General features: G+C 69.9%; 12 protein-coding genes. All 12 read right to left on the reverse strand.

Features of this window, described 5'->3' with window-relative positions; all coding sequences use genetic code 11:
• Nucleotides 1-2: 2 nt before the first annotated feature.
• The 12 genes from ACWCPW_RS14000 to ACWCPW_RS14055 all read right to left on the reverse strand — a co-directional run bounded on the left by ACWCPW_RS14000 (nucleotide 3) and on the right by ACWCPW_RS14055 (nucleotide 14,387).
• Nucleotides 3-1,640: an NADH-quinone oxidoreductase subunit M gene (locus tag ACWCPW_RS14000; protein WP_449761755.1), complete on the reverse strand. Its 1,638-nt coding sequence runs from the start codon at nucleotides 1,638-1,640 to the stop codon at nucleotides 3-5.
• A 64-nt stretch (nucleotides 1,641-1,704) separates the two neighbouring features.
• Entirely contained in the window at nucleotides 1,705-3,639 is a 1,935-nt protein-coding gene (gene nuoL, locus ACWCPW_RS14005) for an NADH-quinone oxidoreductase subunit L (RefSeq protein ID WP_449761784.1), read from the reverse strand.
• A 70-nt stretch (nucleotides 3,640-3,709) separates the two neighbouring features.
• Nucleotides 3,710-4,009, reverse strand: coding sequence for an NADH-quinone oxidoreductase subunit NuoK (nuoK, locus tag ACWCPW_RS14010; protein ID WP_020549317.1), 300 nt, complete (start codon nucleotides 4,007-4,009; stop codon nucleotides 3,710-3,712).
• Nucleotides 4,006-5,010, reverse strand: a complete 1,005-nt coding sequence (locus ACWCPW_RS14015; RefSeq protein WP_449761756.1) for an NADH-quinone oxidoreductase subunit J — start codon at nucleotides 5,008-5,010, stop codon at nucleotides 4,006-4,008. The genes nuoK and ACWCPW_RS14015 overlap by 4 nt, the downstream gene beginning before the upstream one ends.
• The gene (gene nuoI, locus ACWCPW_RS14020; RefSeq protein WP_449761757.1) at nucleotides 5,007-5,591 is read right to left on the reverse strand and encodes an NADH-quinone oxidoreductase subunit NuoI; all 585 of its coding nucleotides are present in this window, start codon (nucleotides 5,589-5,591) and stop codon (nucleotides 5,007-5,009) included. Before nuoI ends, ACWCPW_RS14015 begins: the two co-directional genes overlap by 4 nt.
• 4 nt (nucleotides 5,592-5,595) lie before the next feature.
• Nucleotides 5,596-6,924, reverse strand: coding sequence for an NADH-quinone oxidoreductase subunit NuoH (gene nuoH, locus ACWCPW_RS14025; RefSeq protein WP_449761785.1), 1,329 nt, complete (start codon nucleotides 6,922-6,924; stop codon nucleotides 5,596-5,598).
• An 11-nt stretch (nucleotides 6,925-6,935) separates the two neighbouring features.
• Entirely contained in the window at nucleotides 6,936-9,491 is a 2,556-nt protein-coding gene (locus tag ACWCPW_RS14030; RefSeq protein WP_449761758.1) for an NADH-quinone oxidoreductase subunit G, read from the reverse strand.
• A 1-nt stretch (nucleotide 9,492) separates the two neighbouring features.
• A complete protein-coding gene (nuoF, locus tag ACWCPW_RS14035; protein WP_449761759.1) occupies nucleotides 9,493-10,830 on the reverse strand; it encodes an NADH-quinone oxidoreductase subunit NuoF in 1,338 nt (445 codons plus the stop codon).
• Nucleotides 10,827-11,687, reverse strand: coding sequence for an NADH-quinone oxidoreductase subunit NuoE (gene nuoE / locus ACWCPW_RS14040; protein WP_449761760.1), 861 nt, complete (start codon nucleotides 11,685-11,687; stop codon nucleotides 10,827-10,829). Before nuoE ends, nuoF begins: the two co-directional genes overlap by 4 nt.
• Nucleotides 11,684-13,021, reverse strand: coding sequence for an NADH-quinone oxidoreductase subunit D (locus ACWCPW_RS14045; RefSeq protein WP_449761761.1), 1,338 nt, complete (start codon nucleotides 13,019-13,021; stop codon nucleotides 11,684-11,686). Before ACWCPW_RS14045 ends, nuoE begins: the two co-directional genes overlap by 4 nt.
• Nucleotides 13,021-13,770, reverse strand: a complete 750-nt coding sequence (locus ACWCPW_RS14050) for an NADH-quinone oxidoreductase subunit C (RefSeq protein ID WP_449761762.1) — start codon at nucleotides 13,768-13,770, stop codon at nucleotides 13,021-13,023. The genes ACWCPW_RS14045 and ACWCPW_RS14050 overlap by 1 nt, the downstream gene beginning before the upstream one ends.
• On the reverse strand, nucleotides 13,767-14,387 hold the full coding sequence (locus ACWCPW_RS14055) for a NuoB/complex I 20 kDa subunit family protein (protein WP_449761763.1): 621 nt from the start codon (nucleotides 14,385-14,387) through the stop codon (nucleotides 13,767-13,769). The genes ACWCPW_RS14050 and ACWCPW_RS14055 overlap by 4 nt, the downstream gene beginning before the upstream one ends.
• Nucleotides 14,388-14,447 lie beyond the last annotated feature (60 nt).

Here is a 14,447-nt window from a genome sequence, read left to right on the forward strand (position 1 = left end):
GCTCACTTGGAGCCTCCAGTGGTGTGCGCCTCGGTGCCCGCGGCCTGTTCGATGGGCTTGGTGGGCGCCGGGTCCTTCTGCTCCACCCGGCTGAGCGTGTGGTCCACGGCCGGGTTCACCGCGTCGAGCACCGGCTTCGGATAGACGCCGAGCACGAGCAGGAACGCGATCAGCGGTACCACGACCGCCAGTTCACGCGGCACCAGGTCGCGGAGCTTCTCATTGCCCGGCCGCAGTGGGCCGGTCATCGTGCGTTGGTACAGCACCAGCACGTACAGGGCGGCGAGCACGATGCCGGTGGTGGCGAAGATCGCGGCCACCTTGTACTTCGCGAACGCGCCCACCAACACCAGGAATTCGCTCACGAACGGGGCGAGTCCCGGCATCGAGAGGGTCGCGAGTCCGGCCACCAGGAACGTACCCGCGAGAACGGGGGCGACCTTCTGCACGCCGCCGAAGTCGGCGATCGTCTTGCTGCCGCGGCGGGTGATCAGGAAGCCCGCGATCAGCAGCAGGGCCGCGGTGGAGAAGCCGTGGTTGACCATGTACAACGTCGCGCCCGACTGGCCCTGACTGGTCATCACGAAGATGCCCAGGATGATGAAGCCGAAGTGCGAGATGGACGTGTACGCGATCAGCCGCTTGATGTCGGTCTGGCCGACCGCCAGCAGCGCGCCGTAGATGATCCCGATCACCGCGAGCGTGATGATCACGGGGGCGAAGTACCTGGACGCGTCCGGGAAGATCTCCAGGCAGAACCGCAGCATCGCGAACGTGCCGACCTTGTCCACCATCGCGGTGACCAGCACCGCGATGCCGGGCGTGGCCTCGGTCATGGTGTCCGGCAGCCAGGTGTGGAACGGCCACAGCGGGGCCTTGACCGCGAACGCGAACATGAAGCCCAGGAACAGCGCCTTCTCCGCGGTCGGATCGATGTCGAGCTGACCGGTGGCCACCGCCTGCGAGATCTTCACGAAGTCGAACGTGCCGTTGCCGTCGATCCCGATGCCCTGGTTCGCGGTCGCCACGTACAGCCCGACCACGGCGGCCAGCATGACCAGGCCGCCGAGCAGGTTGTAGAGCAGGAACTTGACTGCCGCGTAGGAGCGTTGCGCGCCGCCGTAGCCGCCGATCAGGAAGTACATCGGGATCAGCATGGCTTCGAAGAAGACGTAGAACATGAACACGTCGGTGGCCGCGAAGGACACCACGACCATGGCCTCGACCAGCAGCATCAGCGCGAAGAACGCGTGTGTGCTGCGCGGCGCGGGCTTGCCGGTGCCGGCCGAGCCGTCGGCGTTCACCGGCGCCTGGTCCGCGTCGTGCCAGGAGGCCAGGATCAGCAGCGGCATCAGCACCGCGGTGAGCAGGATCAGCACCAGGCCGATCCCGTCCACACCCAGCGACCAGCGCACCCCGAACGAGGAGATCCAGCTGTAGCTCTCGGTGATCTGGAAGCGGCCGCCGTCGTTGTCGAACCTGGTCGCCACCGCGATCGCGACGGCCAGTGTGAGCAGGCTGAACAGCAGCGCCACGTTCTTGGCGAGCTTGCGCTTGCCGGCCGGAACGGCGGCGACGCACAGGCCGCCGACGAACGGCAGCGCCGCGAGCGTCGTCAGCCAGGGGAAGTGGCCGTTCATCGAAGTCCCTCCGCCGAGGCGCCTACGGTGTGGGCGATCTGGGGTCGTGTCCGGATGGTCATGTTCAGGCCATCCGAGCCATCAGCGTGCAGGCCACGACCAGCAGCGTGCCGCCGAACATGGACAGCGCGTACGAGCGGACGAAGCCGGTCTGCACCTTGCGCACGCGCGCCGAGGTGCCGCCGAAGAACGCCGCGAGTCCGCCCACGAATCCGTCCACGCCGCGGTTGTCGAACCACACGAGCAGGCGGGTCAGGTACTGACCGGGCCGCATCACCAGGCCCTCGTTGACCGCGTCCTGGTACAGGTCCCGACGAGCGGCCACGGTGACCAGGCTCGCGGCCGGCGCCACGGCGGGCACGTCCCGGCGGGCGTACTGCACGTAGGCCACCGCCGAGCCGAGCGCGACCATCGCGAGCGCCATACCGGTGACCGCCCACTCGCTCATCGGCAGGTCGCCGTGCGAGAAGCCGGTGACCGGCGTGAGCCAGTTCACGAACGAGTCGTTGAGCACGAACAGGCCACCCGCGAACACCGATCCGAACGCGAGCAGGATCATCGGGCCGGTCATCGAGGTCGGCGACTCGTGCGGGTGCGGCTCGTGCCAGTCCGCCGGGGCACCCGCGGGCGCCTCCTTCCAGCGTTCCTTGCCGAAGAAGGTCATCAGCATCACGCGCGTCATGTAGAACGCGGTGAGGCCGGCGGCGAGCAGGGTGACCGCGCCCAGGATCCAGCCGGAGGTGCCGCCCTTGGCGAACGCCGCCTCGATGATCTTGTCCTTGGTGAAGAACCCGGACAGCAGCGGGAAGCCGATGATCGACAGGTAGCCCAGGCCGAAGGTGGCGAAGGTGATCGGCATGTACTTGCGCAGGCCGCCGTAGCGGCGCATGTCGACCTCGTCGTTCATGCCGTGCATGACCGAACCCGCGCCCAGGAACAACCCGGCCTTGAAGAAGCCGTGCGTGACCAGGTGCATGATCGCGAACGCGTAGCCGATCGGCCCCAGGCCCGCGGCCAGGATCATGTAGCCGATCTGGCTCATCGTCGAGGCGGCCAGCGCCTTCTTGATGTCGTCCTTGGCGCAACCCACGATCGCCCCGAACAGCACCGTGATCGCGCCCACGACGGTGACCGCGAGCTGGGCGTCCGGCGAGGCGTTGAAGATCTCCGCCGACCGCGTGATCAGGTACACGCCGGCGGTGACCATGGTCGCCGCGTGGATCAGCGCGGAGACCGGGGTCGGGCCCTCCATCGCGTCGCCGAGCCAGGCCTGGAGCGGGAACTGCGCCGACTTGCCGCACGCGGCGAGCAGCAGCATCAGGCCGATCGCGGTCATCGTGCCGTCGCTCGCGCTCGCGCTGCCGCCGAGCACGTCGGCGAAGTCGAAGGAGCCGAACGTGGTGAACATCAGGAAGATCGCGACGGCCAGACCGAAGTCGCCGACGCGGTTCATGATGAACGCCTTCTTGGCGGCGGTCGCGGCGCTGGGCTTGTGCTGCCAGAAACCGATCAGCAGGTAGGAGGCAAGACCCACACCCTCCCAACCGACGTACAGCAGCAGGTAGTTGTTCGCCAGCACCAGCAGCAGCATCGCGGCGACGAACAGGTTCAGATAGGCGAAGAAGCGCCGACGGTTCTCGTCGTGCGCCATGTAGCCGATCGAGTAGATGTGGATCAGCGAGCCCACGCCGGTGATCAGCAGCACGAACACGATGGACAGTTGGTCCAGGTGCAGACCGATGTCGGCCTGGAACTCGTTGACCGGCGCCCAGGTCCACAGGTGCTGGTCGACCGAGCGGTCCGCGTCGTCCTTGCCGAGCATGGTCACGAACAAGAGCGCGCCGACCACGAACGACCCGAGGGCCAGCGCGGTGGCGAGGATGTGGCCGAAGGCGTTGGTGCGCTTGCCGCCGACGAGCAGCAGCAGCGCGCCCAGCAGCGGCAGGCCGACGACCAGCCACAGCGCCGAGTACGCGCCGGTTGCCGCGACGGAGTGCAGCCCGCCGCCGCCCTCGTTGGCGAGCACGACGCCGGAGGCCAGGGAGGAGGTTTCGATCACCGGTTCCGACCTACCACTTCATGAGGCTGGCGTCGTCGACCGAGGCCGAACGGCGGCTGCGGAAGATGGCGATGATGATGGACAGTCCGACCACGACCTCGCACGCGGCGACGACCATCGTGAAGAACGCGATGATCTGGCCGTCGAGGTTGTCGTGCATGCGGCCGAACGTCACGAACGCGAGGTTGCACGCGTTCAACATCAGTTCGACGCACATGAACACGACGATCGCGTTGCGCCGGAGCAGGACCCCGGCCGCGCCGATGGTGAACAACAGCGCGGACAGGTACAGGTAGTTCACCGGGTTCACGGGCGCCCCTCCTTGGAGCCTGCGCCGGCGGCAACCTCGTTGCCCGACCCGTCGCCCGCCGAGGTGTCGGCGTCGTCGTGTTCCTGCCGGGCGGTGGGCACCGGCGCGGACGAGGTCCCGTCCGACTCGTCGGGCCACGCCTCGTCGTCGGCGTCGGCACCGGCGCTCTCCAACTCGGCGACGCTGTGCACCTGCTCGGCGCTGACGTCGCGGACCTGTCCGCGCGCGCGGAGCGTGTTGTTGATCGACAACTGCGAGATGCTGCCGTCCGGCAGCAGCGCGGGCACGTCCACGGCGTTGTGCCGGGCGTACACACCGGGCGTGGGCAGCGGCGCGACCTGCTGGTTCTCGCGCACCCGCTCCTCGGAGAGTTCGCGCTGGGTCTTGCGCGCCACCAGCCGCTCGCGGTGCGCGAGCACCATCGCGCCGACCGCCGCGGTGATCAGCAGCGCGCTGGTCATCTCGAAGGCCCAGATGTACTTGGTGAAGATCTGGTGCGCCAGACCCTGGACGTTGCCCTCGGCCACCGCGCGCAGCGCCTCGTCGTCGGTCTCGGCCGGGTAGACCGGGCGGCTGCCCGGCGTCTTGCCGGCCAGGGCGCTGAAGTGCGTGATGGACGCGTTGGCGATGCCGGCGACGAGCAGGATGCCGAAGCCCAGGCCGAGCCCCGCGGCGGCGATCCGCTGGCCCTTCAGCGTCTCCTTGAGCGAGTCCACCGCGGAGACGCCGACCAGCATCAGCACGAACAGGAACAGCATCATGATCGCGCCGGTGTAGACCACGATCTGCACGATGCCCAGGAACATCGCGCCCTGGGCCAGGTAGAAGATCGCCAGGCACATCATCGTGGTGACCAGCGCGAGCGCGCTGTGCACCGCCTTCTTCATGAAGACGGTGGCCAGGGCGCCGATCAGTGCGACGGCCGCGAGCACCCAGAACTGCAGCGCCTCGCCGGTGGAGGTCTTGGTGACCTCGGCCGCGAAGTCGATTCCGGGGCTCATCGGCCCGCCTCCGTCCCCTGCTCGTGCGCCTCGGCCGTCTCGCGGGGCTGCCCCTGGGTCACCGTGCCGGGCGCGGCCGCGGTGACCTTGCCCAGGTAGTAGTCGGTGTCGGTGGTGCCCGGGTACATCTCGTGCGGCGCCGGGACCATGCCCTCGTACAGCGGCGCGAGCAGCTGTTCCTTGGTGAAGATCAGGCTCGCCCGGCTGGTGTCGGCGAGCTCGAACTCGTTGGTCATGGTCAGCGCCCGGGTCGGGCAAGCCTCGATGCACAGGCCGCAGAAGATGCAGCGCAGGTAGTTGATCTGGTAGTTGCGGCCGTACCGCTCACCGGGCGAGAAGCGCTCCTCGTCGGTGTTGTCGGCACCCTCCACGAAGATCGCGTCGGCGGGACACGCCCACGCGCACAGTTCGCAGCCGATGCACTTCTCCAGGCCGTCGGCGTACCGGTTGAGCTGGTGCCGGCCGTGGAATCGCGGTGCGGTGACCTTCTTCTCGTACGGGTAGTACTCGGTGTTCGCCTTCTTGAACATCGTCGCGAAGGTGACACCGAACCCCGCGACCGGTCCGAGGAACTTGGGCACGGGTCTATGCCTCTCCTTCAGTGCGGTCGGCCGGGGGCTCCGCCGCGGCCGGCACCCCGACCGGCTCGGGTTCGCGCACGTTGCGGCGCGGCACCGGCGGGAGTTGCTGTCCCGGCATCGGCGGTACGGGGAACCCGCCCGCCATCGGGTCGAACGGTTCGGGGCCGGCCGCCTTCGCGTCGGCCTCCTCGTCCTTGTTGGGCGTGACCGCGTCCCACAGGATCGACAGCAGGAGCAGGGCGACCACGCCGCCGGCGACCCACAACACGATCCGGGACTGCTCGTAGCCCTCGTTCTTGAGCGCGCGCACGGTGGCCACCAGCATCAGCCACACCAGCGAGAGCGGGATCAGCACCTTCCAGCCGATCTTCATGAACTGGTCGTAGCGGAAGCGCGGCAGCGTGCCGCGCAGCCAGATGAACACGAAGATGAAGGCCTGGACCTTGAGGAAGTACCAGAGGAAGGGCCACCAGCCGGAGTTGGCGCCGTCCCAGACCGCGGTGATCGGCCACGGCGCGAGGTAGCCGCCGAGGAACAGGGTGGTCGCCAGCGAGCTGACCACGACCATGTTCACGTACTCGGCGAGGAAGAACAGCGCGAACTTCAGCGACGAGTACTCGGTGTGGAAGCCGCCGACCAGCTCGCCCTCAGCCTCGGGGAGGTCGAACGGCGCGCGGTTGGTCTCACCGATCATCGCGACCACGTAGATGATGAAGGAGACCGGCAGCAGCACGGCGTACCAGGTGTCCTGCTGGGCCGCGACGATCTCCGACGTGGACATCGAGCCGGCGTAGAGGAAGACCGCCGCGAACGACAGGCCCATCGCGATCTCGTACGAGATCATCTGCGCCGAGCTGCGCAGCCCGCCGAGCAGCGGGTAGGTCGAGCCCGAGGACCAGCCCGCGAGCACGATGCCGTAGATGCCCACGGACGCGACCGCGAGGATGTAGAGGACCGCGACCGGCAGGTCGGTCAGTTGCAGGTGCGTGCGGTGCCCGAAGATGGAGACCTCGGGGCCGAAGGGGATCACCGCGAACGCCATGAACGCCGGGACCATCGCCACGATCGGGGCGATGATGTAGACGGCCTTGTCGGCGCCCTTGACGGTGATGTCCTCCTTGAGCGCGAGCTTCACGCCGTCCGCGAGGGACTGGAGCAGGCCCTGCGGGCCGGTGTACTTGGGCCCGATGCGCATCTGCATCCAGGCCACGACCTTGCGTTCCCACCAGATCGCGAACAGCGTCATGACGACGCAGAACGCGAAGATGAGCACCGCCTTGAGCAGGACCAGCCACCAGACGTCGGTACCGAACCCGACCGCGGCGAGCTGCATGCCGCTGTCCGTCACCGCTCCTCCTCATGAACCTGTGCGGCCCGACCGTTGAGGCCGGTGCCGTTGAGTGGGCCTTCGGCCTGGGCGGGATCGACCACGGCCGGGCGGATCTTGACCACCTCGCCCGCGCCGACCCCCAGCGCGCGACGCACCGAGGAGCCCGGCGAGTTCGCGGGCAGGAACACCACGCGCTCGGTCATGTCGGTGACGCGCAGCGGCAACGTGACCTCCCCGTGCGACGAGGTCACGGTGACGCCGCCCCCGTCCTCGGCGCCGATCTCGGCGGCCGTGGACGCACACAGCCGGACGACCGGCGCACGCCGGGTGCCCGCCAGATGGGGTTCGCCGTCCTGGCCCCGGCCCTCGTCCAGGAGCAGACGCCAGGTGGCCAGTACGGCCTCGCCCGCGCCGGGACGCGGGAGTTCGCGGGCCCGGCCCTCGGGGGCCGGTCCCCGGTCGCCGGTCCACCGGCCGAGCCGGCGCAGTTCGCGCCGGGCGGCGGTGAGCGAGGGCAGTTCGATCGGGGTGCCCTCGCGCTGCTCGGCCATCGCCTCGGCGATCGCGTCGAGCACGCGCAGGTCGGACATCACCGCGGCCAGGTCGCCGGCGAGCTGGTCCTTCTTCAGCACGGTGGCGAACGGGCGCTCGCGGCCCTCCCAGTCGACGAAGGTGCCCGGCTTCTCGGCGGGCGCGGCGACCGGGAAGACCACGTCGGCGCGTTCGGTGACCGCGCTGTGCCGCAGTTCCAGGCTGACCACGAAGCGGGCCGCGTCCAGCGCGGCCAGGGCGCCGGCCGGGTCGGGCAGGTCGTCCACGTCGACGCCGCCGACCACGAGCGCGGCCAGGCGCTGTTCGCGGGCCGCGGTGAGCATCGAGGTGGTGTCCAGGCCGTAACCGCCGGGCAGGTCGGCGACCCGCCAGAGCGAGGCCACCTCGGCGCGGGCCGCCGGATCGCCGAGCGGTCGCCCGCCCGGGAGCACGTTGTACAGCGCGCCCGCGTCGAGCGCGCCGCGCTCGCCGGCCCGGCGCGGGATCCAGGCGAGTCGGGCGCCGGTGCGCGCGGCCAGCGCGGTGACCTCGGCCAGTGCGCCCGGCACGCCCGCCAGTCGTTCGCCGACGAGCACGACGGCGCCGGGGGTGCGCAGCAGGTCCGCCGCGCCGCGGGCGAGTTCGCCCTCGATCGCCGGGTCGCCGAGGGCGGACAGCCACTCGGTCTCGGTGCCGGGCGCGGCCCGCAGCAGGCTGCCCTTCATCCGGACCAGGCCGGCCGAGGCGAACGGCGCGATGCCGTACACCTTCAGGCCCTTGCGGGCGGCCTTGCGCAGCCGCAGGAACACGATCGGCGACTCGTCCTCGGGCTCGAACCCGACGAGCAGCACGCCGGGGGCCTTCTCCAGCTCGGCGTAGGTCACGCCCAGTCCGGTACCGGCCACCTCGGCGGCGAGGAACTCGGCCTCCTCGGCCGAGTGCTCGCGGGCCCGGAAGTCGATGTCGTTGCTGTCCAGCGCGACCCGGGCGAACTTGCCGTACGCGTAGGCGTCCTCGAGGGTGGCCCGGCCGCCGACCAGGACGCCGGCCGAGCCGCGGGCGGCGGCCAGTCCGCGCGCGGCCACGCCCAGTGCCTCGGACCAGGACGCGGGAACCAGTTCGCCGCTGTCCTCGTCCCGGATCAGTGGGGAGGTGAGCCGGTCCTGTCGAGTGGCGTAGCGGAACGCGAAGCGGCCCTTGTCGCAGTTCCATTCCTCGTTGACCTCGGGCTCGTCGCCGGCCAGCCGGCGCAGCACCTTGCCCCGCCGGTGGTCCGCGCGCAGCGAGCACCCGGACGCGCAGTGCTCGCACGTGGTCGGGGAGGACACCAGGTCGAACGGCCGGGCCCGGAACCGGTAGGCGGCCGAGGTGAGGGCGCCGACCGGGCAGATCTGGATGGTGTTGCCGGAGAAGTAGGACTCGAACGGCTGCTTCTCGTAGATCCCGACCTGCTGGAGCGCGCCGCGTTCGATCAGCGCGATGAACGGGTCGCCCGCGACCTGCTCGGAGAAGCGGGTGCAGCGTGCGCACAACACGCAGCGCTCGCGGTCCAGGAGCACCTCGGAGGAGATCCGCAGCGGCTTGGGGAAGGTCCGCTTGACCTCGGTGAAGCGCGAGGCCGAACGACCCGCGCCCATCGCCTGGTTCTGCAGCGGGCACTCGCCGCCCTTGTCGCAGACGGGGCAGTCCAGGGGGTGGTTGATCAGCAGCAGCTCCATCACCCCGTCCTGCGACTTCTTCGCGACGGGCGAGGTGAGCTGGGTGCGCACGACCATGCCGTCGGTGACGGTGGTGGTGCAGGACGCGAGCGGCTTGCGCTGGCCCTCGACGTCGACCAGGCACTGCCGGCAGGCGCCGACCGGGTCGAGCAGCGGGTGGTCGCAGAACCTGGGGATCTGGATGCCGATCAGCTCGGCGGCCCGGATCACCAGGGTGCCCTTGGGCACGGAGACGTCGATCCCGTCCACCGAGATGGTGACGAGATCCTCCGGCTTGGGGGCCGGCGGCCCGCTCGCGGGGGTGTTGGTCGTGACTGTCATGTCAGCTTTGCGCTCCTGCCCCGGTTGAAGCGGGGGCTGTCTTCGCCCACGCGGTGGATGCCGCGGTGTCGAACGGACAGCCGCCGTGCTCGAAGTGCGCCAGGTACTCGTCGCGGAAGTACTTGAGCGAGGACTGGATCGGGCTCGCCGCACCGTCGCCGAGCGCGCAGAAGGACTTGCCGAGGATGTTGTCGGCGACGTCGAGCAACGTCTCCAGGTCCTCCTCGGTGCCCTCGCCGCGCTCGAGTCGGGTGAGCAACTGGGTGAGCCAGTACGTGCCTTCGCGGCACGGTGTGCACTTGCCGCAGGACTCGTGCTCGTAGAACTCGGTCCAGCGCAGCACCGCGCGCACCACGCACACGGTCTCGTCGAAGATCTGCAGCGCCTTGGTGCCGAGCATGGACCCGGCCGCGCCGACGCCCTCGTAGTCGAGCGGCACGTCCAGGTGCTCGTCGGTGAACATCGGGGTGGACGAGCCGCCGGGCGTCCAGAACTTGATCCGGTGCCCCTCGCGCACGCCGCCCGCCAGGTCCAGGAGTTGGCGCAGGGTGACCCCGAGCGGGGCCTCGTACTGGCCGGGTCGCTCGACGTGTCCGGACAACGAGTACAGCGTGAAGCCGGGCGACTTCTCCGAGCCCATCGAGCGGAACCACTCGACGCCCTTGTTCAGGATCGGCGGCACCGACGCGATCGACTCGACGTTGTTCACGCAGGTCGGGGACGCGTACAGGCCGGCCACCGCCGGGAAGGGCGGGCGCAGTCGGGGCTGGCCCCGGCGGCCCTCCAGCGAGTCGAGCAGCGCGGTCTCCTCGCCGCAGATGTACGCGCCGGCGCCCGCGTGCACGGTGAGTTCGAGGTCGAAGCCCGAGCCCAGCACGTTCTTGCCGAGGTAGCCGGCGGCGTACGCCTCGCGGACCGCGTTGTGCAGTCGGCGCAGCACCGGGACCACCTCGCCGCGCACGTAGATGAACGCGTGCTCGGAGCGGATCGCGTAGGACGCGATGATCACGCCCTCGATCAGCACGTGCGGGTTGGCGTACATGAGCGGGATGTCCTTGCACGTTCCCGGCTCGGACTCGTCCGCGTTGACCACGAGGTAGTGCGGCTTGCCGTCGTTCTGCGGGATGAAGCCCCACTTCATGCCGGTGGGGAAGCCCGCGCCGCCGCGACCGCGCAGACCGGAGTCCTTGACGGTCTGGATCACCTCGTCGGGGTGCATCGCCAGCGCCTTGCGCAGTCCGTCGTAGCCGCCGCCGCGCCGGTAGGTGTCCAGCGTCCACGGCTGGTGCTCGTCCCAGTTCGCGGAGAGCACGGGGGTGAGGAGGGAGGGCTCGGTCACGGCGCTTGGTCCCCGTCCTGGTCGGTGGCGGGCGCGGGGTGGGCCGGGTCGGAGGCGGCGGTGGGCGCCGGGGCGTCGTGCGAACTCGGGGTCCGCGGGGCCTGGGTCGCGCTCTCCTCGGTGGCTCGCCGGGGTGCGGGCGCGGTCGCGGCCCGGGCCGGTTCGTCGGTGTGCGTGCCGTTGGCGATGCGCAGCCCGATCAGGCTGGCGGCACCGCCGGCGCCGCCCTCGTCGACCGCGCCGGGTCGCTCGTCCGGGAAGCCCGCCAGGATCCGTGAGGTGTCCCGGAAGGTGCACAGTCGCGCGCCGCGGGTGGGTACCGCGTCCTTGCCCGCGCGCAGGTCGTCCACGAGTTCCTTGGCCGACTGCGGGGTCGCGTCGTCGAAGAACTCCCAGTTGACCATCACCACGGGCGCGTAGTCGCAGGCGGCGTTGCACTCGATGTGCTCCAGGGTGACCACGCCGTCGGCGGTGGTCTCCTTGTTGCCGATCCCGAGGTGGTCCTTCAGGCTCGCGAAGATCTCGTCGCCGCCCATCACCGCGCACAGCGTGTTGGTACAGACGCCGACGTGGAAGTCGCCGCCCTGGCGGCGCCGGTACATCGTGTAGAAGGTGGAGACCGCGGAGACCTCCGCCGTGGTCAGGCCCAGCATGTCGGCGCAGAACTCGATGCCGGTGCCGGTGACGTAGCCCTCTTCGGCCTGCACCAGGTGCAGCAGCGGCAGCAGCGCCGAACGGGCCTGCGGGTAGCGCCCGATCACCTCCTTCGCGTCCACCTCCAGGCGCGCGCGCACCGCGGGCGGGAACGGCGGAGCCGGCTTGGCCGGCGGCATCGGCATGCCCAGGTCCGTACTCATCGGTCGACACCTCCCATGACGGGGTCGATGCCCGCCACTGCCACGATCACGTCGGCCACCTGACCGCCTTCGCACATCGCGGCCATGGCCTGCAGGTTGTTGAACGAGGGGTCGCGGAAGTGCACGCGGTAGGGGCGGGTGCCGCCGTCGCTGACCGCGTGTACGCCCAGTTCGCCGCGCGGCGACTCGATCGCGCTGTAGACCTGGCCCGGTGGTACCCGGAAGCCCTCGGTGACCAGCTTGAAGTGGTGGATGAGGGACTCCATCGAGGTGCCCATGATGTTCGCGATGTGGGCGGGCGAGTTGCCCAGGCCGTCCGAGCCGAGCGCCAGTTGCGCGGGCCAGGCGATCTTCTTGTCGCCGACCATGACCGGACCGGGCGCGAGGCGGTCCAGGCACTGTTCGACGATCCGCAGCGACTGCTTCATCTCCTCGATGCGGATCAGGTACCGCCCCCAGGAGTCGCAGGAGTCCGCGGTGGCCACGTCGAACTCGTAGTTCTCGTAGCCGCAGTACGGCTGTGTCTTGCGCAGGTCGTGCGGCAGTCCGGTGGAGCGCAGCACCGGGCCGGTCAGGCCCAGGGCCATGCAGCCGGCCAGGTCGAGGTAGCCGATGCCCTGGGTGCGGCCCTTGAAGATCGCGTTGTCGTTGAGCAGCAGTTCGTACTCGCGGATCCGGCCGGGCAGGATGTTCACCAGCTCACGGACCTTGTCCACGGCGCCGGGCGGAAGGTCCTGGGCGAGGCCGCCGGGGCGGATGTAGGCGTGGTTCATCCGGAGCCCGGTGATCATCTCGAAGACGTCGAGGATCAGTTCGCGGTCGCGGAACCCGAAGGTCATCACGGTGAGCGCGCCGATCTCCATGCCGCCGGTGGCCAGGCAGACCATGTGCGAGGAGATCCGGTTGAGCTCCATCAGCAGGACCCGGATCACCTGCGCGCGCTCGGGGATGTCGTCGGTGATGCCGAGCAGCTTCTCCACCGCGAGGCAGTACGCGGTCTCGTTGTGCAGCGGCATCAGGTAGTCCATGCGCGTCACGAAGGTGACGCCCTGGGTCCAGTTGCGGAACTCCAGGTTCTTCTCGATGCCGGTGTGCAGGTAACCGATTCCGCAGCGGGCCTCGGTGACGCTTTCCCCGTCGATCTCCAGGATCAGCCGCAACACACCGTGGGTGGACGGGTGTTGCGGGCCCATGTTGACGACGATGCGCTCTTCGGCGTCCGCCGCGGCCTGGACCACTTCGTCCCAGTCGGAGCCGGTGACCGTGTAGACCCGGCCCTCGGTGGTCTCCCGCGCGTGCGCGGCGGATGGGGGTGTCGTTGTCTGATCGCTCATCAGTTGTACGACCTCCGCTGGTCGGGCGGCGGGATCTGGGCGCCCTTGTACTCGACGGGCACGCCGCCGAGCGGGTAGTCCTTCCGCTGCGGGTGGCCGGGCCAGTCGTCCGGCATGAGGATGCGCGTGAGCGCGGGGTGGCCGTCGAAGACGAGGCCGAAGAAGTCGTAGGTCTCGCGCTCGTGCCAGTCCAGCGCGGGATACACGCTCACCAGGGACGGCAGGTGCGGGTCGGCGTCGGGGACGCTCACCTCGAGCCGGACCGCGCGATTGTGGGTGATCGAGCGCAGGTGGTAGACCGCGTGCAGCTCGCGGCCGGTCTCCTGCGGGTAGTGCGTACCGGAGACGCCGGTGCACAGCTCGAAGCGCAGGGCCGGGTCGTTGCGCAGGGTCAGCGCGATCCGGGGCAGCGACTCGCGGAGCACGTGGAAGGTGAGTTCGCCGCGGTCGACCACGACCTTCTCGATCGCCTCGTCGAACTCGATGCCGGCTTCCGCGAGGGCCCCGGAGAGCTCGTCGGCGACCAGGTCGAACTCGCCCTCGCCGTCCGCGGTCCCGCGCGGGCCGCCGTAGGGGCGGGCGGCGGAGCCGGGGAAGGCGACGGTACGGACCAGCTTGCCGTAGCCGGAGGTGTCGCCCGATCCGCTCGCGCCGAACATGCCGTGCCGGACCTCGATGGGTTCCACGTCGGCGTCGCGGGGGGTGGGCAGCTGGGCCTTCTCCTCGGGGGTGCTGCCGGGAGTGGTCATCGGGCGCCCCCGTCCTGTGCGTGGCCGACCGGGATGCCGGGATCGAGCTCGTGCGCGCCGCGGCGGGCACTCGCGGGCAACATCTCGATGGTGGGCAGCGCCTTCAGGGCGGCCTGCTCGGCGGCGCGGGCCGCCTTCTCGCGGTTGACGCCCAGTGGCGCCGCCTGGATCTCCTCGCGGAGTTTGATGATCGCGTCCATCAGCATCTCGGGTCGGGGCGGGCAGCCGGGGAGGTAGATGTCCACCGGCACCACGTGGTCGACGCCCTGGACGATCGCGTAGTTGTTGAACATGCCGCCCGAGGACGCGCAGACGCCCATCGACAGCACCCACTTGGGGTTGGGCATCTGGTCGTAGATCTGCCGCAGGACCGGCGCCATCTTCTGGCTGACCCGGCCGGCGACGATCATCAGGTCGGCCTGGCGCGGCGAGGCGCGGAACACCTCCATGCCGAACCGGGCCAGGTCGTAGCGCCCCGCGCCGGTCGCCATCATCTCGATCGCGCAGCACGCGAGTCCGAACGTGGCCGGCCAGAAGGATCCCTTGCGGAAGTAGCCGGCCAGCCCTTCCACGGTGCTCAGCAGGAAGCCGCTGGGCAGCTTCTCCTCGATACCCACGCGGATGCCCTCTCTCCGTCAGTCGTTGGGGGAAGCCTGTGGGGAAGCCTGGGCGTCTCG

It is taken from the genome of Embleya sp. NPDC001921 (assembly GCF_053594475.1).

What these genes read in the sequence shown, in the direction of transcription:
- ACWCPW_RS14050 (WP_449761762.1), bottom strand. Translation starts at nt 13,770, where the DNA reads ATGACCACTCCCGGCAGCACCCCCGAGGAGAAGGCCCAGCTGCCCACC.
- ACWCPW_RS14015 (WP_449761756.1), bottom strand. Translation starts at nt 5,010, where the DNA reads ATGAGCCCCGGAATCGACTTCGCGGCCGAGGTCACCAAGACCTCCACC.
- ACWCPW_RS14045 (WP_449761761.1), bottom strand. Translation starts at nt 13,021, where the DNA reads ATGAGCGATCAGACAACGACACCCCCATCCGCCGCGCACGCGCGGGAG.
- nuoH (WP_449761785.1), bottom strand. Translation starts at nt 6,924, where the DNA reads ATGCAGCTCGCCGCGGTCGGGTTCGGTACCGACGTCTGGTGGCTGGTC.
- ACWCPW_RS14030 (WP_449761758.1), bottom strand. Translation starts at nt 9,491, where the DNA reads ATGACAGTCACGACCAACACCCCCGCGAGCGGGCCGCCGGCCCCCAAG.
- nuoE (WP_449761760.1), bottom strand. Translation starts at nt 11,687, where the DNA reads ATGAGTACGGACCTGGGCATGCCGATGCCGCCGGCCAAGCCGGCTCCG.
- ACWCPW_RS14000 (WP_449761755.1), bottom strand. Translation starts at nt 1,640, where the DNA reads ATGAACGGCCACTTCCCCTGGCTGACGACGCTCGCGGCGCTGCCGTTC.